Annotated in this window: 27 protein-coding genes and 1 pseudogene; 6 read left to right on the top strand and 22 right to left on the bottom strand. The window is 58.9% G+C overall.

From position 1 onward, the window contains the following. Positions 1-14: 14 nt before the first annotated feature. The 5 genes from cheY to CBW22_RS21045 are packed head-to-tail and all read left to right on the top strand — an operon-like array spanning position 15 to position 4,707. Positions 15-404 carry a chemotaxis response regulator CheY gene (cheY, locus tag CBW22_RS21065; RefSeq protein ID WP_058757464.1) on the top strand — a complete coding sequence of 130 codons (390 nt, stop codon included), beginning with the start codon at positions 15-17 and terminating at the stop codon, positions 402-404. Positions 405-406: 2 nt separating this feature from the next. Next, positions 407-1,048 carry a protein phosphatase CheZ gene (gene cheZ / locus CBW22_RS21060; RefSeq protein ID WP_088517780.1) on the top strand — a complete coding sequence of 214 codons (642 nt, stop codon included), beginning with the start codon at positions 407-409 and terminating at the stop codon, positions 1,046-1,048. A 16-nt stretch (positions 1,049-1,064) separates the two neighbouring features. Next, a complete protein-coding gene (flhB, locus tag CBW22_RS21055) occupies positions 1,065-2,210 on the top strand; it encodes a flagellar biosynthesis protein FlhB (RefSeq protein ID WP_088517779.1) in 1,146 nt (381 codons plus the stop codon). Continuing rightward, a complete protein-coding gene (flhA, locus tag CBW22_RS21050) occupies positions 2,210-4,309 on the top strand; it encodes a flagellar biosynthesis protein FlhA (protein ID WP_088517778.1) in 2,100 nt (699 codons plus the stop codon). Before flhB ends, flhA begins: the two co-directional genes overlap by 1 nt. Beyond that, positions 4,306-4,707, top strand: coding sequence for a flagellar protein FlhE (locus CBW22_RS21045; RefSeq protein WP_254919551.1), 402 nt, complete (start codon positions 4,306-4,308; stop codon positions 4,705-4,707). The genes flhA and CBW22_RS21045 overlap by 4 nt, the downstream gene beginning before the upstream one ends. 53 nt (positions 4,708-4,760) lie before the next feature. Here the strand turns inward: CBW22_RS21045 and CBW22_RS21040 are convergent, their stop codons facing one another. Genes CBW22_RS21040 through fliD form a run of 3 tightly spaced genes read right to left on the bottom strand, consistent with a single transcriptional unit; the run spans position 4,761 to position 6,949 of the window. After that, complete coding sequence (locus CBW22_RS21040; protein WP_088517777.1) at positions 4,761-5,099, bottom strand: flagellar protein FliT; 339 nt, start codon at positions 5,097-5,099, stop codon at positions 4,761-4,763. Beyond that, positions 5,092-5,499: a flagellar export chaperone FliS gene (gene fliS / locus CBW22_RS21035; RefSeq protein ID WP_058757458.1), complete on the bottom strand. Its 408-nt coding sequence runs from the start codon at positions 5,497-5,499 to the stop codon at positions 5,092-5,094. The genes CBW22_RS21040 and fliS overlap by 8 nt, the downstream gene beginning before the upstream one ends. 49 nt (positions 5,500-5,548) lie before the next feature. Continuing rightward, positions 5,549-6,949 carry a flagellar filament capping protein FliD gene (fliD, locus tag CBW22_RS21030; RefSeq protein WP_088517776.1) on the bottom strand — a complete coding sequence of 467 codons (1,401 nt, stop codon included), beginning with the start codon at positions 6,947-6,949 and terminating at the stop codon, positions 5,549-5,551. A 345-nt stretch (positions 6,950-7,294) separates the two neighbouring features. On the opposite strand from fliD, the gene CBW22_RS21025 reads away from it, so the two are divergent. Next, complete coding sequence (locus tag CBW22_RS21025; protein ID WP_088517775.1) at positions 7,295-8,404, top strand: FliC/FljB family flagellin; 1,110 nt, start codon at positions 7,295-7,297, stop codon at positions 8,402-8,404. 8 nt (positions 8,405-8,412) lie between these two features. Here the strand turns inward: CBW22_RS21025 and CBW22_RS26410 are convergent, their stop codons facing one another. The 19 genes and pseudogenes from CBW22_RS26410 to flgC form a co-directional block, all read right to left on the bottom strand. Continuing rightward, a complete protein-coding gene (locus CBW22_RS26410; protein WP_176428161.1) occupies positions 8,413-8,568 on the bottom strand; it encodes a hypothetical protein in 156 nt (51 codons plus the stop codon). A gap of 468 nt (positions 8,569-9,036) precedes the next feature. Further along, on the bottom strand, positions 9,037-9,543 hold the full coding sequence (locus tag CBW22_RS21020; RefSeq protein WP_058757455.1) for a chemotaxis protein CheW: 507 nt from the start codon (positions 9,541-9,543) through the stop codon (positions 9,037-9,039). 32 nt (positions 9,544-9,575) lie between these two features. Next, positions 9,576-11,522: a chemotaxis protein CheA gene (gene cheA, locus CBW22_RS21015; RefSeq protein ID WP_088517774.1), complete on the bottom strand. Its 1,947-nt coding sequence runs from the start codon at positions 11,520-11,522 to the stop codon at positions 9,576-9,578. A 14-nt stretch (positions 11,523-11,536) separates the two neighbouring features. Further along, positions 11,537-12,454 carry a flagellar motor protein MotB gene (motB, locus tag CBW22_RS21010; RefSeq protein WP_088517773.1) on the bottom strand — a complete coding sequence of 306 codons (918 nt, stop codon included), beginning with the start codon at positions 12,452-12,454 and terminating at the stop codon, positions 11,537-11,539. After that, entirely contained in the window at positions 12,451-13,338 is an 888-nt protein-coding gene (gene motA, locus CBW22_RS21005) for a flagellar motor stator protein MotA (protein WP_088517772.1), read from the bottom strand. Before motA ends, motB begins: the two co-directional genes overlap by 4 nt. A gap of 36 nt (positions 13,339-13,374) precedes the next feature. After that, on the bottom strand, positions 13,375-13,950 hold the full coding sequence (gene flhC / locus CBW22_RS21000; RefSeq protein ID WP_058757451.1) for a flagellar transcriptional regulator FlhC: 576 nt from the start codon (positions 13,948-13,950) through the stop codon (positions 13,375-13,377). A gap of 10 nt (positions 13,951-13,960) precedes the next feature. Continuing rightward, positions 13,961-14,302 (bottom strand): flagellar transcriptional regulator FlhD, encoded by a 342-nt coding sequence (gene flhD, locus CBW22_RS20995; RefSeq protein WP_088517771.1) that lies wholly within the window; start codon positions 14,300-14,302, stop codon positions 13,961-13,963. 461 nt (positions 14,303-14,763) lie between these two features. Beyond that, positions 14,764-15,492: an RNA polymerase sigma factor FliA gene (locus tag CBW22_RS20990; protein WP_088517770.1), complete on the bottom strand. Its 729-nt coding sequence runs from the start codon at positions 15,490-15,492 to the stop codon at positions 14,764-14,766. Between the two features lie 135 nt (positions 15,493-15,627). Next, positions 15,628-17,250, bottom strand: coding sequence for a methyl-accepting chemotaxis protein (locus tag CBW22_RS20985; protein WP_088517769.1), 1,623 nt, complete (start codon positions 17,248-17,250; stop codon positions 15,628-15,630). A gap of 44 nt (positions 17,251-17,294) precedes the next feature. Further along, positions 17,295-18,218 carry a flagellar hook-associated protein FlgL gene (gene flgL, locus CBW22_RS20980; RefSeq protein WP_088517768.1) on the bottom strand — a complete coding sequence of 308 codons (924 nt, stop codon included), beginning with the start codon at positions 18,216-18,218 and terminating at the stop codon, positions 17,295-17,297. A gap of 26 nt (positions 18,219-18,244) precedes the next feature. After that, entirely contained in the window at positions 18,245-19,885 is a 1,641-nt protein-coding gene (gene flgK / locus CBW22_RS20975) for a flagellar hook-associated protein FlgK (protein WP_088517767.1), read from the bottom strand. An 81-nt stretch (positions 19,886-19,966) separates the two neighbouring features. Then, positions 19,967-20,905 (bottom strand): flagellar assembly peptidoglycan hydrolase FlgJ, encoded by a 939-nt coding sequence (gene flgJ / locus CBW22_RS20970; RefSeq protein WP_088517766.1) that lies wholly within the window; start codon positions 20,903-20,905, stop codon positions 19,967-19,969. Beyond that, complete coding sequence (locus tag CBW22_RS20965; protein ID WP_088517765.1) at positions 20,905-22,005, bottom strand: flagellar basal body P-ring protein FlgI; 1,101 nt, start codon at positions 22,003-22,005, stop codon at positions 20,905-20,907. The genes flgJ and CBW22_RS20965 overlap by 1 nt, the downstream gene beginning before the upstream one ends. A gap of 10 nt (positions 22,006-22,015) precedes the next feature. Beyond that, a pseudogene (locus CBW22_RS20960) lies at positions 22,016-22,642 on the bottom strand (flagellar basal body L-ring protein FlgH). 107 nt (positions 22,643-22,749) lie between these two features. Next, positions 22,750-23,532: a flagellar basal-body rod protein FlgG gene (gene flgG / locus CBW22_RS20955; protein ID WP_058757442.1), complete on the bottom strand. Its 783-nt coding sequence runs from the start codon at positions 23,530-23,532 to the stop codon at positions 22,750-22,752. Positions 23,533-23,555: 23 nt separating this feature from the next. After that, the gene (locus CBW22_RS20950) at positions 23,556-24,290 is read right to left on the bottom strand and encodes a flagellar basal body rod protein FlgF (RefSeq protein ID WP_058757441.1); all 735 of its coding nucleotides are present in this window, start codon (positions 24,288-24,290) and stop codon (positions 23,556-23,558) included. A gap of 8 nt (positions 24,291-24,298) precedes the next feature. Next, complete coding sequence (flgE, locus tag CBW22_RS20945) at positions 24,299-25,501, bottom strand: flagellar hook protein FlgE (protein ID WP_088517764.1); 1,203 nt, start codon at positions 25,499-25,501, stop codon at positions 24,299-24,301. A gap of 30 nt (positions 25,502-25,531) precedes the next feature. Then, entirely contained in the window at positions 25,532-26,197 is a 666-nt protein-coding gene (locus CBW22_RS20940; RefSeq protein WP_088517763.1) for a flagellar hook assembly protein FlgD, read from the bottom strand. Between the two features lie 9 nt (positions 26,198-26,206). Next, complete coding sequence (gene flgC / locus CBW22_RS20935) at positions 26,207-26,611, bottom strand: flagellar basal body rod protein FlgC (protein ID WP_058757438.1); 405 nt, start codon at positions 26,609-26,611, stop codon at positions 26,207-26,209. Between the last annotated feature and the right edge of the window lie 4 nt (positions 26,612-26,615).

Here is a 26,615-nt window from a genome sequence, read left to right as displayed (position 1 = left end):
AGAGGAATAACTTCATGGCCAACCCCCACCTGCGTTTTTTAGTGGTAGATGATTTTGCCACCATGCGCCGCATTGTGCGCAACCTGCTGCAGGAGCTGGGCTACAGCAATATTGACGAGGCGGAAGATGGCCAGGATGCGCTGAACAAGCTGCGCGGCGGCAATATCGATTTCGTCATCACCGACTGGAACATGCCCAACCTCGACGGTCTGGAGCTGCTGACCGCTATCCGCAACGACGCCGCCATGCGCACCATGCCGGTGCTGATGGTGACCGCCGAAGCCAAGAAAGAGAACATCATCGCCGCCGCGCAGGCCGGTGCCAGCGGTTACGTGGTGAAGCCGTTCACCGCCGCCACGCTCGAGGAAAAACTCGGCAAAATCTTCGAAAAACTTGGGTGGTAACGATGGAAGGGGCACAAAACAAAGAAGCCACCGATAACTTCAAAGAGATTTTTTCCCGTATCGGACAACTGACGCGCCAGCTGCGCGACAGCGTGGCCAACCTCGGTCTCGATCGCGCCATCATGGAGGTGGCCGAAGCGATTCCGGACACGCGCGAGCGTCTCAACTATGTGGTGGGCAAAACCTCGCAGGCGGCGGATCGCGCGCTGACCAGCGTCGAGATCGCCCGTCCGCTGCAGGTGGAGCTCGGCGAGCGTGCCAGCGCCCTGAGCGCGCGCTGGGATGCCTGGTTTGACGAGCCGCAGCCGCTGTCGCAGGCGCGCGAACTGGTGATCGACACCCGCGCGTTTCTCGCCGCTACGCCGGAAATTACCCGGCAAACCAACGAGCAGCTGATGGCGATCATGATGGCGCAGGATTTCCAGGATCTCACCGGTCAGGTGATTCAGAACATGATGACGCTGATTGAGAGCGTCGAGAACGAACTGATTCAGGTGCTGATTGAGAACATGCCGGAGATTCTGCCAAGTGCCATGCTGCATAACACCAGCCTGAAGAATGGCCCGCAGATCGATCAGTCACGCGCCGGCGTCGTGGCGACCCAGGAGCAGGTGGATGACCTGCTGGATTCCCTCGGGTTTTAAGCGTTCGGGTTGAAACATGGCAGACGAGAGCGACGTCGAAAAAACCGAAGACCCCACGCCCCAGCGGCTGGCAAAGGCACGGGAAGAAGGACAGATCCCGCGCTCGCGCGAGCTGACCTCGGTGCTGTTGCTGCTGGTGGGCTGGGGCTTGTTGCTGTTGGGTGGCGAGCGGCTGGCGCATCAGCTGCTGGCGCTGTTACAGCAGGGTTTACAGATTGAGCGCGCCAGTGCGTTCGACCCACAGCAGATGCTGCTGCAGGCTGGTGCGCTACTTAAGCTGGCGCTGCTGGCCATGCTGCCGCTGGCGGCCGGTCTGTTGCTCACTGCCCTGTGCGCCCCGGCCCTGCTCGGCGGCGTGACGCTGAGCGCGAAAGCCATCAAGCTGGATGTCACCCGCCTGTCGCCGCTGAAAGGCCTGAAGCGCATGCTGTCGGCGCAAACGCTGAGCGAACTGCTGAAAGGCGTGCTGAAAGTGACGCTGGCGGCGGTGGCCTGCGGCGTGTTTCTGCTGGCCAACAAAAACGCCTATATCCATTTGCTGTGGCAGCCCCCCGGCAGCGGCGTGCACGACGGCCTGCGCCTGCTGTCGCGCTGCCTGCTGCTGGTGGTACTGGCCGCGCTGCCGATGGTCGGCTACGACATCTTCTGGCAGCTAATCAGCCACCTGAAAAAGCTGCGCATGAGCCGCCAGGAGATTCGCGACGAATTCAAACAGAGCGAAGGCGACCCGCACGTGAAAGGACGCATTCGCCAGATCCAGCGCAACGCCGCGCGCAGCCGCATGATGGCCGATGTGCCAAAAGCGGACGTGATCGTCAACAACCCGACGCACTATTCGGTGGCCCTCGCCTACAGCGAAGACAAGATGGCCGCGCCGGTGGTGCTGGCAAAAGGTGCGGGCGAAATCGCGCTGCGCATCCGCGAAGCAGCCAGCGCACATGCCATCCCGATGCTGGAAGCGCCGCCGCTGGCGCGGGCGCTGTATCGCCACTGCGAAATCGGTGAAGCCATCCCCGCCAGTCTGTATACCGCCGTGGCGGAAGTGCTGGCCTGGGTCTACAGCCTGCGCCGCTGGCGTAAAGGCTACGGCCTGGCGCCGCAAACCCCTGCTAATCTTCCGGTGCCCGCGGCGCTGGATTTTGCCCGTGAGAACCCTGAGTGATGTCCAGTTTAACCACCAAACTTCGCCTGCCCAATCTGCGCCAGACACAGTGGCAGATCCTCGCCGGTCCGGTGCTGATCATGACCATCATGGCGATGATGATTCTGCCGCTGCCGCCGTTTGTGCTGGATCTGCTGTTTACCTTTAACATCGTGCTGTCGCTGATGATCCTGCTGGTGGCGATGTTCACCCAGAACACGCTGGATTTTTCCGCCTTCCCTACCGTGCTGCTGTTTTCCACGCTGCTGCGGCTGGCGCTGAATATCGCCTCGACGCGCGTGATTCTGATGAACGGCCATACCGGCGACAGTGCGGCCGGTCAGGTAGTGGAAGCGTTCGGCCACTTTCTGGTGGGCGGCAATTTCGCCATCGGCATTATCGTGTTCGTTATTCTGATCATCATTAACTTTATGGTGATCACCAAAGGCGCCGGACGTATTGCCGAAGTCGGCGCGCGCTTTGTGCTGGACGGCATGCCCGGCAAGCAGATGGCGATTGATGCCGACCTGAACGCCGGCATTATCGGCGAAGAGGAGGCGCGCCGCCGTCGTCAGGACGTCACGCAGGAGTCGGATTTTTACGGTTCTATGGACGGTGCCAGCAAATTTGTGCGCGGCGACGCCATCGCCGGGCTGCTGATCATGGCCATCAATATTCTCGGCGGGCTGGTGATTGGCGTCGGCCAGCACGACATGAGCTTCGGCGATGCCGCCACGACTTATACCCTGCTGACCATCGGCGACGGCCTTGTGGCGCAGATCCCCGGGCTGATCATCTCTACCGCCGCCGGCGTGATTGTGACGCGCGTGGCCAGCGAGCAGGATGTCGGCGAACAGATGGTCAGCCAGCTGTTCCGCAATCCGCGCGTAATGGTGCTGGCGGCCGGGGTGATTGGTCTGTTGGGGATGATTCCGGGCATGCCGAACCTGGTGTTTCTGCTGTTTACCGCCGCGCTGCTGGCGCTGGCGTGGTGGCTGCGCGGCAAAGAGGGCCAGCCGGATGCCGCCGCGCAGGATAAAGCGCAGCGTGCCGCTGAGGCGAAAAGCGCCGAGGCGGCGCAGGTGAGCGAAGCCTCCTGGTCGGATGTGGAGATCGAAGATACGCTGGCGCTGGAGGTCGGCTACCGGCTAATCCCGATGGTCGACAGTGACCAGCAGGGCCAGCTGCTGACGCGTATTCGCGGCATCCGCAAGAAATTCGCCCAGGAACGCGGTTTTCTGCCGCCGTCGGTGCACGTGAAAGATAACCTCGATTTGCCGCCCACCCACTACCGCATTCTGCTCAAAGGTGTCGAAATTGGCCGCAGCGAAAGCTTCCCGGATCGCTGGATGGCGATCGATCCCGGCTGCGCCGAAGGTGACATCGCCGGGACGCCGTGCCAGGAACCGGCGTTTGGTCTGCCGGCGGTGTGGATTGATGAAGTGATGCGCGAGCAGGCGCAGACGCTTGGCTACACCGTGGTCGATCCCAGTTCGGTGATCGCCACTCACCTCAACCAGCTGATCGCCACCCACGTCGAGGAGCTGTTTGGCCGGCAGGAGGCGCAACAGCTGCTGGATCGCCTGACCAAAGAGATGCCAAAGCTGGTTGAGGATCTGATCCCCGGCGTGATCTCACTCACCACCTTCCATAAGGTGCTGCAGAATCTGCTGACCGAACAGCTGTCGATTCGCGACATGCGCACCATCATCGACACGCTGGCCGAATTTGCGCCGCAGCTGAGCGATGCCGACGACTTAACTGCCCAGGTGCGGGTGCGGCTCGGCCGCGCCATCACCCAGCAGTGGTTCCCGGGGAATGATGAACTGCAGGTGATTGGCCTGGATCTCAATCTTGAGCGCCTGCTGATTCAGGCCACGCAGAACGGCAGCCCGATCGAGCCCGGCATCACGGAAAAGCTGATCAAACACACGGAGAAAGCCATCCTGCAACAGGAAGCGATTGGGGCACCGCCGGTGCTGCTGGTGAATCAGCCGCTGCGTCTGATGCTGTCGCGCTTTTTGCGCCGCGTATTCCCGCAACTGGCGGTGCTGGCCAGCCAGGAGATCAGCAGTAATCGCAGCGTGCGCATGACCTATCTGATTGGCGGTCCGGAGTGAAAAAGCGCGCCCTGCTGCTGCTGATCAGCGCGCTGCCGTTCGGCGCACAGGCCGCCGGGTCGTGGCAGGCCACGCGGGCGGGTGGTCAGCTGCAGGTTGGCGGTCAGCTGCTGACCACCCCCGAACTGCGCGCACCGCGCGCGCTGCCGCCTGCGGCCAGCGTGACGCAGCTCAGCTGGCGGATTACGCTGCTGCGCGCGGCACCGCCGGGACTGGGTATTAAGCTGTGCAGCGTGGATCGCTGTCTCAGGCTGGAGGGATTACAGGGTACGCTGCGGCCTGGTGCGCACTTTGCGGCGGCCGGTCCGTTTCGCTTTGTTTATAGCGTGGCCAGTAAAGGCGCGCTGTTACCGCAGGTGCAGATCGTCAGTAATCAGCTGACGGTGAATTATCGTTAAGCAACAAGACGCTTTATCAGCCGCTTTAAACGGCAGATAAAACGCCCTGCGCGTTAGTGCATGCGTGTGGGCAACAGGCTGGCATACGCCTGGGTACACTGTTTGCCGCGTCCCAGCGCCACCATCTCCTGCTTCAGCGTCGTCAGCCGCTGGCTCAGCGCCTGCATCATCTCGTTTTCATTATCCAGCAGCGTTTGCAGAATTTGCTTCAGCTCTTCACGCTCGCACGCTTCCAGCGTCGGCTGGTGCTGCATCAGCTGATTGAGCTGCACCACATAGTTTTCTGCCAGCCGGGAGAAGTCCTGCCAGCTGCCCTGACGCGCCATCTCCAGCAGCGACAGGTTCAGTAAAAAAATCTGTTCATATTCAGATGTCAGTCGGGAATTAGCCATGGCGGGTCGCTTTTACCTTGGGTTCAATCTCTTTCCAGGTGCGGGAAAGCGTGGCGATAACGTCAATCGCGGCGGGCAATTCTGCCGCTGAATGGGTGAGATTGGCTTTCAGCAGGGTGCGCGAGACGTAGTCGTACAGACTCTCCAGCTGCTGAGCGATTTCGCCACCGACCTCATGATCCAGCGCCGGGCGCAGACCGTTATCGATGATATTGATGGCGCGCGACAGCATTTCGCCGCGCCGCGCCACGTTGCCTTTCTCAAAGTAGATGCGCGCGCGCTGCATGGCGTTGAGCGCGCCATCCAGCAGCATGGTAATCAGTTGATGCGGTGACGCGCCCGCCAGCTGTGTTTCCAGATCCAGGCGCGCATAGCTGTGCCGTCCGGCCGGTGAATACATAATGACTCCGTTATCTGACCGACGGCGCCGTGCGCCGCCGCGGAAGCTATCACAGGGTGGCAATCACCGAGGAGAGCTGGTTACTCATACTGTTCATCTGCGCCATGGTCTTTTCCAGCGCGATAAACTGCTGCCGATAGCGCTCGACGTTTTTGTCGATCAGCGCCTGGGTACGATCAATCTGCTCCTGCATGCGCTTGACCTGCTCATCCAGTCCATCAGTGGCCAGCTTGATCGCGCCTTTATCCTTTGAGGTGCCATCGCCGAGGTACTGATCGAAGATGGCGTTGAGCTGGCCGGCGATGCCGTTTTTTTCGCCCCGCCCCATGAACATTTCGCCGATCGCTTCGGGATGATCGGCCACCGCCGCATCGAGTTTTTTCTCGTCGAGGCGCATTTCGCCGCTGGCGGTGTCGATAGTGATGCCAATATCGGCCAGCGACGACACCTCTGCCGTGCCCTCACCCACCACGCCGTTAATCGAGGTGCGGATTTCACTCATCATGCCGCGCAGCATGATGTCGCCCATCAGCACGCCGTTGCTGCCGCCGCCGTCTTTTTTCGCGCCGTCCTGGTCAAACTTGCTGGCAGTGCCCACCAGTTTTTGCAGCGCGTTGTACTGCTCAACGAAGCTCTTCAGCGTAGTTTTGATGGCGCTGTTATCTTTGGTCAGGGTGAGCTGTTCGCCTTCCACCTGATCTTTGGATTTGGCCTTGAGCTCCAGCGTCACGCCATCGATGATGTCGGAGATATTGTTGCTGGAGCGGGTGTATTTGATGCCGTCGACGCTCAGTTCGGCGTTTTTGGCCGCGACTTTCTCTTCGATGCTGCCGGTCTGGGTATTGAGCAGGCCATCGAGCTTATCGTCGCCGGTCACCGCAACTGACATCCTGCCGTCTTCTCCGGATTTCTTCGCGGTGAGCACCAGCTGGTAGCCATCATCGGTGCGCTGCACCGAGGCCGTGACGTCGCCATCGGCGTTATTGATTTTTTTGGCGATCTGCTCCAGCGAAGTTTCATCTTTGCTCAGCTCGATATCCAGCTTTTCACCGTCACCGGTGGTGATGGTCAGGGTGCGTGTTGCCTCATCGCCGCCCAGCAGCTGATCCTTTTTCTCCTGCCCCGCCGTCGCCAGTTTGTGCGCGGCGGCCAGCTCGTGGACCACCACTTTATGGGTGTTGGCGCTGGCACCTTTACCGAGCGTCACGGTGAAGGCGTCGTTTTTGCCCGGCGTCAGCGTGCTGAAGCCGTTATCGGTCAATCCCTTTACGCTGTCTTTTAATTTATCCAGCGCGCTGCTGATTTGCCCCCACGCGGATATTTTGCCCTGATAATTGGTTTGCAGAGTGGCGTAAGGTTTTAATCGGGTCAGCTCTGCCTGCTGGATCTGTTCCAGCATTGCGCCGGTATCAATGCCAGAGCCGATACCGAGCGATGAGAAGCCTGCCATATGATTCTCCCTATAATCGAGGTGTGCAGCAATTCGCTGTGTCTATTAAGGACATCGGGGATTGCGCCAATAAGTTTAATTTTTTCCCTTTCGCCTGCACATAAAAATTCACCGCCGCCACAGAGTCGTGCGCTTATCCGGCTATTAATTTTTCACCACCAAAAACAAAGCGCTTAATTAGCGCCAGAAGTGTGCGTATTTCGCAGGTTTGATACAGCGTGCAATTTTTTGCTGAAAAAATATTTTAGGGAATTCATCCAGCACCGATGGAATAGGTAAGCGTCAGCGCGACGCATTGTATTTTCTCAGCACGTTGTGGTTATTTTAATTCAATAAGGAAACATCATGGCCCAGGTCATTAATACCAACGCACTCAGCATGGTTGCTCAGAACAACCTGAACAAATCTCAGGGCTCTCTGGGCACCGCGATCCAGCGCCTCTCTTCCGGTCTGCGTATTAACAGCGCCAAAGACGATGCTGCCGGTCAGGCCATCAGCAACCGTTTCACCGCCAGCATCACCGGTCTGTCACAGGCATCACGTAACGCCAACGACGGTATCTCCATCGCGCAGACCACTGAAGGTGCGCTGAATGAGGTGAACGATAACCTGCAGAATATCCGCCGTCTGGCGCTACAGGCGCAGAATGGCACCAACTCTGAGTCTGACCGTAAGTCAATCCAGGAAGAGATCAGCTCGCGCCTGTCAGAAATCAACCGTATCTCTGAGCAGACCGAATTCAACGGCGTGAAAGTGCTGGGCGAAGATCAGTCTCTGAAGTTCCAGGTAGGCAAAAACGATGGCGAAACCATTGAGATCAACCTGAGCAAAATGAACACCGAAACCCTCGGCCTGGACAAGCTGGATATCTCGAAACTTTCTAACTCGACCAAACTGGCGGCAGGTACCACGCTGAAAGGCAAAGCGGGCGCTGACGACGTGGAAGTGAAGCTGGATGACGCCACGCTGAAAGCGGCGAAAGATGCAGCCTTCACCGCCACCGGTTCAGGTGATATCTATAAATACACCGACGATGCGGGTAAAGATGTATTTGTGGCGATTGGTAAAGATGATAAAGGCGCTGATGTGGCCACTGTCATGACGCCAACGTTTGATGCCGCGGGCACCGTGACCTTCGCGAAAGGCGCCGATGCAACTGAAGAGCAAATTCAGCTGGCTGCACCAAGCACGCTGAAAGACCTGGATGACGCGCTGGCACAGGTTGATACCCTGCGCTCACACCTGGGTGCGACACAGAACCGTTTTGCCTCGGTGATCACCAACCTCGACAGCACCGTGACCAACCTGGCAGAATCCCGTTCACGAATTCTGGATGCGGACTTCGCCTCAGAAGTTTCCACCATGAACCGCGCCAACATCCTGCAGCAGGCAGGTACCTCAGTACTGGCGCAGGCCAACCAGGTACCGCAGAACGTGCTGTCTCTGCTGCGTTAATCACTGATTTACCTGACGGTGCGCATGAATGCGCACCCTACAAAAATACGGTCAGCCGCCATTGGATCGCCATTCATGGTGATCACCAAAAACACGGCCAGCCGCCGTTGGGTCGCCATTCTGGTGATCACCAAAAACACGGCCAGCCGTTGCTGGGTCGCCATTTATGGCGACCATCAATAAACACCGCAATCCCCTGTAGGGTCGTCATTTATGGCGACCGTCAATAAACACCGCAATTCCCTGTAGGGTCGCCATTTATGGCGACCGTCAGACACCCGTCTGATTGGCTAAAAAACGCTGCCCGCGATAATCCGCCGGCAGCCTTTTTTTATGCCGCAAACTGCACGGAATGATGGGGGAGCGGTTACCCGTGCGGTTGCAAGGGCGCCGCAGCGCTGAGGTTTTTACGTCACGCCAGGAGATTCCCGCAGGACGCGGGAATCAGGCCGGGCCGGTCAGGATGACCGATACCGGCCGGTCCGTCCGGCGTGGCGGGAAAACCGCAGGTACCGCGCAGCGGCGCGAGGAGTTGCCCGGCAAGCGCACGGGTAGCCACTCCCTTACCCGACAGACATAAAAAAAGCCGCAACGCGATTACACGCTGCGGCATCAAAGTCAGCCTATCTTAATCAGGCCTGCGCGTTATCTGCCAGGCGCGCAATAATCTGCATCTCTTCGCTATTTAACAGCTTCTCAATATCCACCAGAATCAGCATCCGCTCATTGAGCAAACCGAGACCCAGCAAATATTTGGTCGACAGCGTGGCAGAGAAATCCGGCGCCGGACGAATCTGCTCATCATTTAACGCCAGCACGTCCGACACGCCATCAACCACAATGCCGACAATACGCTCGTGCAAATTCAGCACGATAATCACCGTATCCTGATTAATATCCGCCGCACCGAGCTGGAATTTCACACGCAGATCGACAATCGGCACAATCACGCCGCGCAGATTGGTCACGCCGGTAATAAACTCCGGCGCGTTAGGAATGCGCGTAACGCGATCGTAACCGCGAATCTCCTGCACCTTTAAAATTTCAATACCGTACTCTTCATTGCCGAGGGTAAAAATCAGATATTCGTGACCCATCTTATTATCGACCACCAGCTTATCTGTACCGACCAGATTCATTGCGTGCTCCCGCATTCATTTTTCATTCAGGCTTAACCGTGTTTGTGTTCGAGTTTCTGACTTTTTGCCAGCGTCGACAGACCGACGACATCGAGGATTAGCGCCACGCTACCGTCGCCGAGAATGGTGGCGGCGGAAACACCCGGCACTTTGCGATAGTTCATTTCCAGGTTCTTCACCACCACCTGATGCTGGCCAATCAGCTGATCCACCAGCAGCGCATAGCGGCAGCCGGCGCTCTGCACTATCACCGCAATCTTGTCGCGCGTCTGGCGCGGCGCACCGGGGATCGCAAACACCTGCTTCAGCTCAATCAGCGTCAGGTACTCACCGCGCACCTGCAGCAGCTGCTCATCGCCCGCCAGGCGGTTGAGCATGCTGTCAGACGGACGCAGCGACTCCATCACGCTGCTGAGCGGCAGCACATAGACTTCATCGCCAACCATCACCGACATGCCGTCAAGGATCGCCAGCGTCAGCGGTAAAATAATGCGGATGGTGGTACCGCGATCGGCTTCGGAATGCACCTCGACATGCCCGCCCATCGCCAGAATGTTACGGCGCACCACGTCCATGCCGACGCCGCGTCCGGAGACATCGGTCACCTGCTCGGCGGTCGAGAAGCCAGCGGCAAAAATCAGCATCCACACTTCTTCATCACTGGCATTATCACTGATGCTCAACCCCTGTTGGTGGGCGCGCGCCAGGATCTTCTCGCGGTTCAGCCCGGCGCCGTCATCGGTCACCTCAATGACAATATTGCCGCCGTGATGCTCCGCTGACAGCGTCAGGTTACCTTTCGCCGGTTTACCCTTCTGCACGCGCACCTCAACCGGCTCGATGCCGTGATCGAGGCTGTTGCGCACCAGATGCGTGAGCGGATCGATGATGCGTTCAATCAGGCTCTTATCCAGCTCGGCGGAACCGCCCTTCAGCGTCAGCTCGATCTCTTTCTGCAGCTTACCGCCGAGGTCGTGCACCAGACGCGGAAAACGGCTGAACACGTACTCCATCGGCATCATGCGCACCGACATAACCGACTCCTGCAGATCGCGCGCGTTGCGCTCCAGCTGGCCGATACTGCTGAGTAATGCATGATGATGCGCCGGATCAAGCACCCCGGACAGCTGCGACAGCATCGCCTGGGTAATGATCAGCTCGCCGACCTGATTGATGATCTGATCGACCTTCTCCACCGCCACGCGAATACTGCCTGATTCGGCGGCAGCGGCGCGCGGTGCGGCTGTTGCCTGGCGTGCGCTGACCGTCTCCGCCACCGCGCTGGCCGGCGCGCTCAGAACCGGGGCAGCCGGTTCCGCTTTGACGCTGACGCTGATTTGTCCGGCGTCCAGCACAAAGCACAGCACCGCGCTGATCTCCTCCGCCGACGCCGTGCTGCGCAATTCAACCTGCAACTGCGTGTCACTACTATCCTGCTGCACCACCGCACCGAGGTGCGCCAGCTCTTCCAGCAGCAGCGCCTGTTCGTTTTGCGCCACCTCGCGCAGCGTCACCACCAGCGTCTGCTCATCAGCGCCGGACGGTGCCACGACCGTGACCGGCTGCGGCTCAACCGCCGCGACCGGCGGCTGTTTATCCGCCAGCGCAATCTGGCGCAGCGCTTCGCAGATGGCGTGAAAACTGGCCTGATCGGGCTGTTGCGAGGCTTTATACGCATCGAGCTGACTTTGCATAATGTCTTTGCTTTCCAGAAACAGATTGATGATGTTGCTGGTGAGCGACAGCTTGCCCTGCCGCGCGTCATCCAGCAGGTTTTCCATGATGTGCGTGGTTTCCTGCAACACGGTAAAACCAAAGGTGCCGGCGCCGCCTTTGATGGAGTGCGCGGCACGGAAAATCGCGTTAAGCATCTCTTTGTCAGGCGCCGCCACGTCAAGCAACAGCAGATGTTGTTCCATATCTGCCAGCAGCTCGTCGGCTTCTTCAAAGAAGGTTTGGTAAAAATCACTGACGTCCATTCGGGGTAACCTGTTTACTGTTCAGAGGCGGGCATGGGTTGCGGTGAAATCGCGGGTGATAGCGTGCGCAGCGTGGCAGCGACCTGCGGATCAACCGCAGCCGCGCTGTCTTCCGCCACGATGGCGCGCGCTTTGAGCGCGCTGAGCACCAGCAGGCTGATGCGCCGGTTAGTGGGATCATCCGGCGGCAGATCGCTCAGGCTCAGCATGCTGGCGCTGCCAATCACGCGTAAAAATTTCTGGCTGGCCAGGCCGGCGGCTACCATCACCCGGCGCGAGGCATTGGCGCGATCGCTGGAGAGCTCCCAGTTGCTGTAACCGGCCTCGCCGCCGCTGTAGGGCAGTGAATCGGTATGACCGGTCACGCTAATCTGGTTGGGGATGGCATTCAGCACCGGCACAATCGCCTGCAGAATGCCGCGCATCCAGGGTTCAACCTGCGCCTGGCCAATGCGAAACATCGGCCGATCGCGGGTATCGACAATCTGAATCAGCAGGCCATCCGTCGTCAGCGAGAGACGTAAGTTGGAGGTATAAGGCGTCAGGCGCGGGTCCTGCTGCATCAGCGCCTGCAGCTGCTCAAGGCTGTGCTGCAGCGCCTGCTGTTGTTGCTGCTGGTCAATCTGCTCCAGCTTATAACGCAGCGCCTCGCCCTCCTGCTTCATCGGATCTTCTCCGCCGCCGGGGATGGCACTGCTGCTCAGGCTGGCTTTGTCACCGTGCGACAGCGCCACTTTCAGCGGCGTTTTGAAATAGTCGGCGATGCCCTGACGCTGCTCCGGCGTCGCGGTGGAGAGCAGCCACATCACCATAAAAAACGCCATCACCACCGTCATAAAGTCGGCGTAGGCGATTTTCCAGGAGCCACCGTGATGGGCGTGTTTCTTCGGTTTGCGCTTGCGCACCACGATGATGGGAGGCGGGGAATTCATGATTTTTCTTCCGCACTGCCGCTATCACTAAACTTCACCTGCTGGACATGTTCTTCCAGCTCGACAAAATCCGGACGCTCGGTGGAGAACAGCGTCTTGCGGCCAAACTCGACGGCAATTTGCGGCGCGTAACCGTTCAGGCTGGAGAGCAGCATCACCTTAATACACTGCAGCATTTTGATGTGCTCGGCGCTCTTCTGCCGCAGCAGTGAAGCCAGCGGCAGGATAAAACCGTAGGCCAGCAGAATACCGAGGAAGGTACCGACCATGGCGTGCGCAATCAGGATGCCCAGCTCGGCCGCCGGACGATCCGCCGCAGCCAGCGCGTTGACCACGCCCATCACCGCCGCCACGATGCCAAACGCCGGAAAGGCGTCGCCGATGCTGTTAAGGCTGTGCGCCGGCACTTCATGCTCGTGCTCCAGCGTTTCAATCTCGACGTCCATCAGCGCTTCGATCTCGAAGGCATTCATGTTGCCACTCACCATCAGGCGCAGATAATCGACCAGAAAATTCAGCAGCGTTTTGTCGGCCAGCAGGCGCGGATAGGCGGAAAAGATCTGACTGTTGGCCGGATCTTCGATGTCTTTTTCCAGCGCCATTAATCCGCCGCGCCGGCTTTTGCTCAGCAGCAGGAACATCATCGCCATCAGATCCATGTAGATGGCTTTGTTATAGCGTGAGCCGCGCAGCAGCGAGGGAACGGCTTTAAGCACCGCTTTCAGCGCCTTGCCATTGTTGCCGACGATAAAGGCACCGACTCCGGCACCGCCGATAATTAACAGCTCGGTGGGCTGATACAGCGCGCCGAGCTGGCCACCGGTCAGGGCAAAGCCGCCAAACACCGTGAGCAGAACCACCAGATAACCGAGAAGAACTAACACGTGACTTCCTTCAAAGTAACTGCCGCGCCGCCGGGGTTAGCCGGCGTGCCATTGCAGGGCGGCAAACGGCGCGCTGCACTGGTTGTGCACCACGTCAGGGTATTTTTTTACCGCACGTGACGGCGGAGAACACAGGCTGCAAACAAAGGGATCGCGCGCGCTGTCTTTGGTCACCACGAAGCCGCCGCCGCAGCAGTCGCACTGCTTGTACTGGATAATGCCGCAGTCAATGAAACGCAGCAGCGTCCAGGCGCGGGTCAGCCCCAGCACCTGTTTTTCTCCGGGCGTGGCTGGACACTGTTCGAGATAAAGACGGTAGGCTTTTAACGTGGCCTCAATCGGCCGGAAATGTTCGGTTTTTTGCAGATAGAGGTAAATATTGTAAAACATCGACGAATGAATATTCTGTTCCCACGCCATAAACCAGTCTTCGGAGAAGGGCAGCATGCCTTTCGGCGGCGGCTCGCCGCGCAGTTCTTTATAGAGTTTCAGTAAACGGCGACGGCTCAGCTGGGTTTCACTCTCCAGCACCTGCATGCGTGCACCCAGTGAAATCAGCTCCATGGCAATATTCACTTCACGCACTTCATTAAGAATACTTTTCTCGTTCATCACGATTGCCTTATTGTGCCGCAGCATTGGTTTCACTCAGTGAGTTCAGTAAATTGGTCGACAGAATAATACCGGTATGAATCTGCTGCAGCGCTTCAATACGCGAATCTTTGGTCAGGTTATCAATCACCACATCATCATCGACCCGCAGGCGGCAAATAAGCTGATTGGTAGAAGCCAGTTTAATCAGCTTGGGCAGCGGCAGATTTTTCAGCATATCGATGGTGGCGTCATTCAGGCCGAGGCGAAAACCTGCGGCGACTTTGTCCTGACGGATCAGTTGTTGTGCCAGTAATAAATAGGAAAGATTAATATCGTGGATGCTTTGAATATGTTCGTTATCGTGAGTCATGACGATTTCCTGACAGGCCAGGTGATTAATCCGGCGCTAAGGTCTTATTCCAGGCATTCAGATGCAGGGCGTCCTGAGCAGAATAATGCTCACGGTGAAAACAAGCTCTGACATGTAAATGCGTTATGCCGATGATTCGAAGAAACGTTACAAACATCCCATTTTAATAACATTTCACGTTGCGCAAACCCCATCGTACCGTATTCGTACTGTGACAGCGGCTGAATGATGCAGCTATAAAGTGAATCGGTTCAGCTGAATGTCTGAGCAAATGGTAGCGCATCGATTCTGTCAAAAACAAGAAATAAGACAAACCTTAAATACCGCTCTAACCTTATGATTACCAAGCTTAATGTAAGATTAATTTGTCAAAGATAGCATTATTAAAGCATTAATCCCAGCTGCAAAATGGCGGCCTAACTCTTTAGGATTAATCGGGGAAAAGGTCTTTTCTTACCCGATTACCGCGCCTCGCGGGCATCCAGTCTGGCGCGTAAACGCTTGATGGCCTGGCTGTGCAACTGGCTCACCCGCGTTTCAGTGAGATCCAGCAGCGATGCGACCTCACGCATATTCAGCTCCTGCTGATAATAGAGGCTCAGTAACAGCTGCTCGCGCTGCGGCAGGAATTTAATTTCCGCACTGATGCGCGCCGCCATATTCTGCTGCAGCAGGCCATGCAGTGGATTGAGCTGTTCGTGCTCGGCTTCCGGTTTTTCAAAGGCATCGGCAAATTCCTCCTGCAGTTCGTCCAGCGAATAGATCTGGCTGAGATTGGTATCATGCAGCATGGCGTGATATTCCTGCAGGCTGATACCCATTTCCCGCGCAATCTCTTTTTCTTCCGCCGCTGCCCCGGTTTGTTGTTCCAGCCGCTGAATGACCGCGGCCATTTCTCTGGCATGGGTGCGTACGCGTCGCGGCACCCAGTCACGCTCGCGTAATTCATCCATCAGCGCCCAGCGCACACGCTGAATAATATAGGCGCTTATTGCCACGCCTTTTTTTGGATCGAAGCTGTCAATGGCGGATAAAAAACCCAGCGAGCCGGCCTGAATTAAATCGTCGAGTTCTACGCTGGCCGGCAGGCGTACCTGCAGACGCAGCGCTTCCTGACGGACTAAATGTCCGTAACGCTTCCACAGGTCATTTTTATTTTCAACGCCGCTGGAGGTGTAAATACCGTTCACAATCTCTGATTCTCCTGTAAACCGGAGAGCCATTATTGCGGAGAGGCGCAATATTACAAAGCGTGATAAGGCGTTATAATATTGCGCATTCCGCTGCTTTATCGGGGCGGGAATAACATAGTTAGCGGGAATAAATTAAAATGTTTCCCACTCGGCTTCCTGATGTTTAACCGGACGCAGCGCCGGCAGTGGTTTGCTGGCGCTAAACGCCCCTGGCTGATTATCCAGCGCAAACTGACTGACAATGTTCTCCAGCGTTTCCGACTGGCTCTCCAGATTGCTGGCCGCCGCCGCCGCCTCTTCCACCAGCGTGGCGTTCTGCTGCGTCACCAGATCCATCTCATTAACCGCCTGGGCGATCTGATTGATACCAGCGCTCTGCTCGTCTGACGCAAGGGTGATTTCACCCATGATATCGGTGACCTGGCTGACCGAGCTGACGATGTCGCGCATCACCGAGCTGGCGTTGCTGACCTGCAGCGTACCGGTTTCCATGATTGCCACGGTGTTGACGATCAGCTCATTGATCTCTTTCGCCGCGTCGGCACTGCGGCGCGCCAGGTTACGCACCTCTTCCGCCACCACTGCAAAGCCACGTCCCTGCTCACCGGCGCGCGCCGCTTCCACCGCCGCGTTAAGCGACAGGATGTTGGTCTGGTTGGCAATGCTGTCAATCACGCCGTTGATATCGGCGATCTGGCGCGAACTCTTGCTGATCTGCTGCATGATCTCTTCCAGTCGCGTCATCACTTCGCCGCCGCTGCGCGCGTTTTTGCTGGCGCTGTCGGCCAGCTGGCGCGCGTTATGCGCGTTGTCAGCATTCTGGCGCACGGTGGTTTTGATCTCTTCCATGCTGGCGGCCGTCTGCTGCAGTGCTGAAGCCTGCTCTTCGGTGCGTGACGAGAGATTATTATTACCGTTGGCGATCTCCTGCGCATTGGCATAAATGCGCCCGACGCCCTCACGAATACCGGAAACCGTGGTGATCAGCGACACGCGCATCGCCTCCAGCTCTTTCAGCATCAGGCCCAGCTCGTTCTCATTGCCCGCTTCGATGCGCTGCGTCAGATCGCCCTGCGCAATGCGCTGAATGGAGACGGTGGTATCCGCCATGCGCGTCACCAGCACGCGCTTCACCCAGATGCGCGCCAGCAACAGCAGCAGCGCCGAAATCAGCAGCATCACGATGGCCATGCCGACCATCTGACGATAATCGCTTTCGGCGCTGGCGATCAGCTGTTGGTTATAGCGGTCATTGATTTCACTGTACTGCGCCAGCCGTTCGCGCATCAGATTACGGTTATCGATTTCATGACGCAGGCCCTCAATCACGCTGAGCGGGTTCTCCAGCGAGTTAAGGTTGTTCTGCGCAATCGCCATCACCAGATCAAACTGCTTATCCAGCGCATTGGCCGCGGCCTGCTCTTCGTCACTGTTAAACGGCGTGCCGATGTAGGTATCCATGCCGCGACGCGCCAGTACCAGGCGCTCACGCACCTGCTCAACCGCCTGCTGGCTGACCGGACGATCGAGCGCTTTCTGCAACAGCATGCTGTGGATTTGCGCCAGCGAGCCGTTGATGTTGAACATCGCATCCTGCATCGCGTTATTGTTGACGGTCGAGACCTGCGCCTCTTCGAAGTTGGCTTTGTTGGAGACCGCTTTCAGCACGCTGAACGCCAGCGCCACCACCAGCATGGCGGTGAAAAAGGCGATGATACTGGTGATCGCGGTAGCGATTTTGAGATTCTTAAACATAGTGTCCTCTGACGCCGCTCCGGCGTCTGGTGAAAGATGAAGCCTTAGCGCGTCATGTTGAACAGCGACATTTTTTGCATGCTCTGAAACACCATCATCGAGGCGTTCAGCGAGAATTCTGACATTTTCGACTGGCCAATCAGACCGATCAGAGTGTCGTAATCCGAGCCCACGGTCTGCTCCAGCCGCGCGGTGAGATCCAGCTGCTGGGTGGCTGCCGACTGATCCAGCGCGTCCAGCTGCTGCAGTCGGGTACCGACTTCCGCCTGCAGCTTGCCGAGGTTATCGATGCCTTTGCGCACCGAGCCGCTGACCTCCTCCAGCGTGCTGCGCAGCGCGCTGCGGTCCGCGTCATCGTTAACCGGCTGTTTCAGTGCTTCGATAGCTTTATCCAGCTGCTGCAACAGATCGTCGGCGCTGCCACTCATAAACAGCTCGCGCCCGGTATGGCCCAGCGCCATCTCCACGTTGTCCGCCACCTGGCCTGACAGCGCAGTGTCGCCGCCGCGATAGTTGCCGTTGTCGTCAAACGGCGCCTGACCGGTTTTGTAGCCGGCAAAGATCGGATTCCCCTGGCCGTCGCGCGCGTTGCCCAGATCGCGCAGGCTGTTGCGAATGCCTTCCAGTTCGGTGGCCAGCGCGGCGCGGTCGGCATCTGACACACCGTCGTTGCCCGCCTGCACCAGTTTTTCCGTCAGGTTTTTGGTCAGCACGTTGCCGATGGAACCCAGCGTGTGGTCCTCCAGCTCCAGCGCCGCGCGCGCCGACTGGCGGGCGCTGTCGAAACGGCCGATTTGCGCCAGCGCGTCCTGTAACAGCACCGCCTGCGCCGCCGCGGCCGGATCGTCCGACGGCGTCAGCACGCTTTTATTGCTTGCCAGCCGGTTGTAGATCTCGTTGCCGGCGCTGACGCCGCGCGAAAAGCTGTTGAGATTGTTTTGATACTGGAAAAGTGTGCTCAGACGCATTTCCACCTCCCTTAAATGATTGCGCTTCAGCGCAGGCTTAACAGCGCGTCAAACAACGTGTTCGCGGTTTGCAGCACCTGACTGTTGGCCTGGTAGTACTGGGTGTACATCTGCAGGCTGATGTACTCTTCGTTGAGATCGACGCCGGCAATCGCCTGCTGCTCCATCGCCGCCGCTTCCAGCGCTTTGGCGCTCTGGGTGGCATCGCTTTCTGCCGCCGAGGCGGTGGCGCCGACGCGCCCGACGAGGCTGGAATAGGCTTCGCTCAGCGTTGCTTTCCCGACCAGCGCTTCGGTCTGGATCGCCAGCATTTTTTTGAGGTTTTCATTGTTGGTTTTGTCGTCGGCATCGGCGGATCCCGAGGCGGCAATGCCGTCACCGTTGCTCAGCGCCACCTGCAGGCGCGCCGCCACGTTATCCAGTGGATTGAGGCTAAAGCTGTCGCCCGGACTGGCCCCCGGCGTCACGCTGATGCTCAGGCCGTCAAACTGCAGCGCCCCGGTGTTGGCGTCCACCGTGTGCGGCACCACGCGGCCATCGCGGCTTTTCACCTGCCAGTCACCGCTGTCGGTCATGCTCAGGGTGTAGCCGCCGGTTTGCACCTGGCTGATATCGCTGAAGCTGACATCCAGCGTGGCGCTGCCGCGGTTGTTGCGGTTGGCTTGCGCCACCGGCTGCGGAATGTTGAAAATATCGCCACCGGGCTTGCCCGCCGCGTCGTAACCGTCACGGTTCACCGTGTTGAAACGCTGCGCCATCTGCAGCGCCAGCTGGTTCAGTTCATCACGCGCCTGCAGCAGATCGTTATTGCGGAAGGTAAACAGGCCGCCGAGTTTGCCGTGCGACAACTTGCTCTCATCCAGCCGCTGTTCGTTACCGGCGGAATCGCGGTACATCACCACGGTTTTCAACGGATCTTCCGCCGATGGTGCGGTCGACAGCGTATAAGCACTGTGGCCGTTGACCAGTGGGAAGCCGTTTTCCAGCGTGACGTCGACCCGCCCGGTGGCGCTGTTTTCACTGACGCGAATCCCCACCTGGCCGCTGAGTTTATTCAGCAGGCCGTCGCGCAGGTCGAGCAGGTCGGCCGGCAGATTGCCGGTCTGGCCGTGAATCTTGCCAATCTCTTCATTCAGGCTGGCCAGCTGGCGCGTGACGTCGTTGATGTCGGTCACACTCTGTTCAATCTGGCTGTTACTGCTTTTCTGCAGGCCGTTCAGCGCCTGGCCCTGAGTGTTAAGCTGCGAGGTCAGCGCGGTGAATTGCAGATAAGCCGCCTGGCGCGCCGACGCGCTGGAGGCATCGCCATTCAGCGTTTCCAGCCCTTTAAACAGATTATTCAGGGAAACCGAAAAGTTAGCGTTGTCGTCACCGAACAGCTTGTCAATCTGGCTGAGCTGCGACAGCCGCCCGTCATGCTGCATAAAGCTGCTGTTGGCGTCGCGCAGCTGCTGATTGGCAAAGCCGCTGTAAGCGCGTTCGATGCCGTTAATCTGCGTGCCGTAACCAAAAAAACCGTTGGCGGTGGTGCGGCCACCGGCTTCGCCGAACTGCGCGCTCTGGCGGCTGTAGCCGGGGGTCATGGCATTGCTCAGGTTATTGCCGACAACGTGCAGTGCCGTCTGCGCGGCGCCCAGACCATTTCTGGCCAGATACATCAGATTCATGGTTTCCCCGTACAATCGGTCAAATTGAGACAAATCCCTACTCAACCCATCGGTGATTACAGAAATTTCTGAAATAAAAAATCAGAACAGCGTTGAGAGATCGGTTTGATAGGCGCTGACGCTGGCGCTCACCGTGCTTTTTACCCGCTGCATAATGCTGATCAGTTTGCTGGCGTAGTGCGGATCGGTGGCGTAGCCGCTGTGCTGCAACGCCTGCGCCGCCTGCTCGCCGCTGGCGGCGTCAGTAACCGCCCGGTAGCGCGGGTTGTCAGCGATGAAGCGCGCGTAATCACTCAGCGCCTCGCTGAAGGAGTCATAGACGCGGAACGCGGCGCGGGTTTTGGTCGCGACGCCATCGATAAACTCGGTGGTAGTAATGTCGGTGGTTTTGCCCTGCCAGTCGGGTGAGGCTTTGATGCCAAACAGGTTGTAGCTGCGCTCGCCGCTGGCGGTGCGGATTTCGCCCCGGCCCCAGCCGGACTCCAGTGCGGCCTGAGCAATAATCAGATGGTGATCGATGCCGGTACGCTGTGCCACCGCCAGCGCCGGCTGCATCAGCTGACGGATAAAGTCGTGGCGATCGCCGCCCGCCGCGCTGTTGAGCGGTGCCACCAGCGCGGGCAGCAGGGTCACCGCCGGTTGCGCCGGCTGCGGCGCCAGGCTTTGACTCAGGCGCTGCATCACCTCCGGCACACGGGTGCCTGCGGTCTGGTTCACCGTCTGCGGTAGCTCGCCCATCTGCTTTAGCATCATCTGCGCCAGCCCCAGCTCGCCGCGTCCCGCCACCTGCTGCGCCAGCTGCTGATCGTGCAGGGAGGTCATCATGTCGCCCGCCTGGCTCTGCAGCAAACCGCCGCCGAAGCTGGCCTGACGCATGCTTTTCAGCATCACCTGCACAAACAGGCCTTCCATTTCCCGCGCGGCGCTCTGCATCGCTCCGCGACCGTCGGCGCGCATCTGGCGCTTCAGCGCACTCAGTCCCTGCACATCAAACGCGGCGTAACGGTGTGGCGCGGTCATCAGTTGGTCTCCAGCCGGGCGCGCAGGCAGCCGGCGTTTTTCATTGACTGCAGAATCGACATCAGGTCATTCGGCGTCGCGCCGAGACGGTTTAAGGCGCGCACCACGTTGTTCAAATCGGTGCTGGTATTAACCTGCTGCAGCGAACCGCCCTGCTCGCGCACTGAGATTTCGGTGTTATTGGTCACCACGGTTTCGCCGCCGGCGAAGGGCGTATCGGGCTGACTGACTTCGCGGTTATTGAACACTTCTACCGTGAGATCGCCCTGCGCCACCGCGCAGGCATCCAGCGTGACGTGCCGGTTCATCACTACCGTACCGGTGCGCGAATTGACGATGACTCTGGCATCCATCACCGCCACCCGCAGCGGCAGGTTCTGCACCTCGGCGAGGAAACGCACCTTGGCCGCCGGTGTGGCAGGTACATACAGCCGCACGCTGCGCGCGTCTTCGGCCTGTGCCGCGCCGCTAAAGCGACGGTTAATGACGTCGCTGACCTGCTGCGCCACACTGAAATCTTCCTCGTGCAGCTGCAGGCGCAGCTCGCCCTGGCCGGCAAAATCCAGCGGCACTTCGCGTTCGACCGTCGCGCCGTTATCAATGCGCGCGCCGTTAAGCTGATTGACCTGTACCCGGTTACCGCCGCTCTGCGCGCCGGCACCGCTCACCAGCAGGTTGCCCTGCGCCAGCGCGTAAATCTGGTTGTCGGCGCCTTTCAGTGGCGTCATCAGCAGCGTGCCGCCGCGCAGGCTCTTTGCATTGCCGAGCGATGAAACCACCACGTCTATCTTCTCACCGCTGCGCGCAAACGGCGGCAGCTCAGCGGTTACCATCACCGCCGCGATGTTTTTCAGCTGCATATTGACGCCGGGCGGCACGGTAATGCCGAGCTGCGACAGCATGTTATTCAGGCTCTGGCCGGTGAACGGCGCCTGCATGGTCTGGTCGCCGGTGCCATCCAGACCGACCACTAAGCCATAGCCCATCAGCGCATTGCTGCGCACGCCCTGAATGCTGGCGATATCACGAATGCGTTCGGCGTGAAGCGTGGTGCTGCACAGCAGCATCAGCAGCAGACAGCGCATCAGAAAGGTGTTCATTGGTCGGTGCCTATAGCGGAGAGAGAGAAAGGAACAGCCGCTGCAACCAGCCCATCTGCTGCGCCTCATTGATATAGCCGTTGCCGACTTACTCGATACGCGCGTCCGCCACCTGAGTGGACGGCACGGTGTTGCCGCTGCTGATGGTGCGCGGATTCACCACGCCGGAGAAACGGATAAATTCAGTGCCCTGATTGATAGCAATCTGCTTTTCGCCCACCACGCGCAGGTTACCGTTGGCCAGCAGTTCGGTAACGGTGACGGTCAGCGTGCCGCTGAAGGTATTACGCGCCGCCGCGCCGCCTTTGCCGCTGAAATCATTTTTGCCGCTCATCTCCGCCCGGGCGCGATCGCCGCCCAGCAAACCGCTCAGGGCGTGCGGCACCGCATCAAATCCCAGCCCGGCGCTGCCGTTACGGTTGGCGCTGGCGGAAGAACTCTTGCTGGCGCTGACGTTCTCCTGCAACAGGATGGTCAGCGTATCGCCGACGTTGCGCGGCCGGCGATCTTCAAACATCGGCTGATAGCCGTAATTCATCGCCTGGCCGGTCTGGAAAATAGCGCCGTTGGTGACACTGACCGGTGTCTCCACCGGCGCCGCCGAGGTTGCGCCCTGCACCAGCGGCGCATGCGGCATCACGCTGCAGCCGCTGAGTACCAGACACAGCGCCAGCGCGACAGAAAAAGTTGTTGAGTACGGTTTCATAGCGGATCGTCAGGCGGCCGCGCGCTGCGGCCAGCACATTAAAGTTGCGTCAGGCGTTGCAGCATCTGGTCTGAAGTCGAGACCGCTTTGCTGTTGACCTCGTAGGCGCGCTGCGTCTGGATCATGTTCACCAGTTCTTCAGCGACGTTGACGTTCGATCCCTCGATATAGCCCTGTTTCAGCTTGCCCGCGCCGTTCAGGCCAGGCGTAGACTCATTCGGCGCACCGGAAGACTGGGTTTCGCGATACAGGTTTTCGCCGATGCTCTCCAGCCCGGCATCGTTAGTGAAAGTCACCAGCGAAATCTGCCCGACCACCACCGGTGCGGTCTGGCCCGGCACCGTGACGCTGACCATGCCGTCCACGCCAATGGTGAGCTTGTCCGCTTCGGCCGGCAGCGTAATGCCCGGCATCAGCGTGTAGCCGCTGGCGGTGACCATCTGACCATTCTGATCCTGCTGGAACGAACCATCGCGGGTGTAAGCCAGCGTGCCGTCCGGCATCTGCACCTGAAAAAAGCCCTGACCTTCAATCGCCACTTCGTGGGCGTTATTGGTCTGGCTCAGGTTGCCCTGACTGTGAATGCGCTGCGTCGCTACCGGACGCACGCCGGTGCCGAGCTGCAGGCCGGTCGGGATGGTGGTCTGCTCGGAAGACTGCGCGCCAGGCTGGCGCAGCGTCTGATAATGCAGATCCTCAAACATCGCCCGCTGGCGCTTAAAGGCGGTGGTCGAGACGTTGGCCAGGTTATTGGAGATCACGTCCATGTTGGTTTGCTGGGCTTCGAGGCCGGTTTTCGCAATCCATAACGAGCGAATCATCAGTTGACTCCCGGAAGCGCGGTTTAGCCCGCGCTCAGTAATTGGTTAGCGGCGCGCGCGTTTTCATCCACGCTGCCGATCAGTTTCATGTTCATGTCGAAGCCGCGCGCGGTGGCGATCATCTCGACCATCGCCTGTGCCGGGCTGACATTGCTGCCCTCCAGCGCGCCGCTGGTCAGCCGCAGCGCCGCATCGGCCGGCAGTTCGCCGCTATCCGCGAGAAACAGGCCATCATCACTGCGGCGCAGGCTGTTGATCGGCGCACTGACCAGTTTGAGCCGGCCTGCCGGTGTCAGCACATTGGCCTGATCGCCCGCGCCGCGGGCGGTGACGGTGCCATCGGCAGCGACGGTCAGCGTGGCCTGCGGCGGCACCGTTAGCGGTCCGCCGTCACCCAGCAGCGCCAGACCGGCAATACGCAGCTGCCCTTCGCTGTCGACCTCAATGCTGCCGTTGCGGGTGTAGGCTTCGCTGCCGTCCGCACGCTGCACCGCCAGCCAGCCTTCGGCCGGCAGCACCACATCCAGCTCGCGGCCGGTTTGCTGCACCGGCCCCTGCTGGCTGGCATGCCACGGCGTGGTGGCGGTAGCCAGCGTGCGCGTCAGCACACCGTGACCGGTGACCGGTACCGCGCGCGTGGCGCTGAGCTGGGCGCGGAAGCCCGGCGTGCTGCTGTTGGCCAGATTGCCGGCGGTTACCGACTGGCGATCCATGGCGGCACTGGCGGCCCCCATAGCGGTGTAAATCGCGCGATCCATAGCCGCCCTTACCGCAGCGTCGAGAGCGTCTGCAGCAGCTCAGACTGGGTTTTGATAGTTTGCGAGTTGGACTGGTAGTTACGCTGGTAGACGATCATGTTGACCATCTCTTTGCCCAAATCGACGTTGGACGCCTCCAGCACGCTGCCGTGCAGCTTGCCAAGGTTGCCGGTACCGGAGAGGCCGTTGGTGGCCTGGCCCGATTCCGGCGTTGCCGACCAGGTGTTATTGCCCTGCGACGCCAGTCCGCCCGGATTGGTGAAATTCGACAGCACCACCTGACCAATCAGCTGCTGCTGGCCGTTGCTGTAGGAGGCGATGATCTGGCCGTTATCGCCGACGGTGTAGCCATTCTGTTTGCCTGGCTCATAGCCGTCCGTTTTTGCCGGCTCCATCGCGGTGTCGCTGGCCTGCTGCGTCATGCCGCTCAGATCCAGTTTGAAGTTAAGCGGATCGCCGCCCTTAAAGGCCGCGCCGATGATGTCCACTTCCGCCGGCGTGGTGGTCAGCTCCCCTGCGCTATTGAACTGCAACGTGGTTTCCTGAAACTCGGGGTTGCCGGGCGCTGAGGTATCGCGGGTTTTCACTGTCCACTGGTTGTCGGCGGTTTTGATGTAATAGACATCCACGGTGTGCTTGTTGCCGAGGCTGTCGTAGGCTTCCACCACGCTGGCGAAGTTGTAGGTGCTGGCATCGCTGGCGTCGAAGTCAGCCAGCACTTTGTTGTCGTCGCTGGAGTTGAGGTTGCCCTGCAGGCTACCGCTGGTGGAGGCTTTAGCCGGCATCTGCGTATCCGGGATCTGGATCGGTCCGAGCGGCGAGCCTGGCTGAATGCTGGGTGGCGTGCCGGTGGCCTGATAGCCAGTCAGGTACAGGCCGTTGTTAGTGATAAAGCCGTCGGCGTCTTTGGTGAACTCACCGTTGCGGCTGTAGAAAATTTTGCCCGCGGCATCGGTCAGGCGAAAAAAGCCGTTGCCCTGAATGCCCATTGACAGATTGCTGTTGCCCTGGCTGAGAATGCCGTCGCCGAAGTTCTGGTTGACGCCCAGCACCTGCACGCCCATGCCGACCTGCGAACCGGCAAACACATCGCCGAAGGTGATTGAACCCGATTTAAAGCCGACGGTTTGTGAGTTGGCAATATTGTTGCCGACCACATCCAGCGCCTGCGAGGCGGCATTCAGACCGCTTAAACCCTGAGAAAAGCCCATAATGAATAACTCGTATAATCGCGAAAGAAATTAAAGAATTTGCACGATGTCGCCAATGCCTACCGCGCCATCTTTGCCCAGCTGAATTAATGCGCCGGTCGGGGTAAAAGAAACGCCCTCTACTTTGGCTTTTTTCAGCGACTGAATTTCCGGTGCGTCCCCTTCGGTGGTAGACGCGGAATAGGTCACGCTATATTCGCCGTCAGCCGGCGGAGTCGCGGGCTGGAAGTTGGTTAAATCGTCCAGCGTATATTTATTGACGCCGGCTTTGACATTTTTCAGTTCGGCGGTATAGGTATTGCCATTGGCATCCTGCAGATTCACTTTTACCGTTTCGGCATCGCTGCCCAGCGCAAAAGCAAAGTCATGATTTGCGTCGTCACCAAATCCAACGCGGGTGTCGCCTTCGATATAGACGTCGCGCCCGACCCACTCCGCCACATTTAACTGCTGCATGCTGCCCACTAACATGCCGACGCTCTCCAGCGTGCTGTTTAATTTCTCTACGCCAGCGGCGGTATTAAACTGCGCCAGTTGTGAAGTCAGCTGGTTATTATCCATTGGATTAGAGGGATCCTGGTTTTGCATTTGCGCCACCAGCAGCGTCATAAAGCTTTGCGTCAAATCATCCGTGCTGGTGCCGCCGCGCGTCCCGTTGACATTGTTATTTCCGTTCATCACCGGATTGACGGCCATCTTCGTTCCTTACTGACCGATAGTCAGAGTTTTTAACAGCAGGGACTTTGCCGAATTCATCACTTCAACGTTGGCCTGATAACTGCGCGAGGCGGCAATACTGTTCACCATTTCATGGACTACGTTGACGTTCGGCATATGCACGTAACCGGCGTCGTCGGCCAGCGGGTGGTCCGGCTCGTAGTGCAGGCGGTCCGGCGCGCTGTCTTCCAACACCTCCGTCACCTCCACGCCGCCAGTCTGCTGGCCGGCCTGCGGTTTGACGCGAAACACCACGCTGCGCGCGCGGTAAGCTTCGCCGTCGGGTCCGGCGATACTGTCGGCATTGGCGATATTACTGGCGCTAACGTTAATGCGTTTACTTTGCGCCGACATGGCGGAACCGGTGATATCAAAAATAGAGAAAATTGACATGGAA

Origin of the sequence: Pantoea sp. VS1, assembly GCF_002207995.1 — a bacterium.
GTDB lineage: Bacteria > Pseudomonadota > Gammaproteobacteria > Enterobacterales > Enterobacteriaceae > Pantoea > Pantoea dispersa.
Note: the sequence above shows the minus strand (reverse complement) of the source record. Positions and strands in the feature narration are given on the sequence as shown.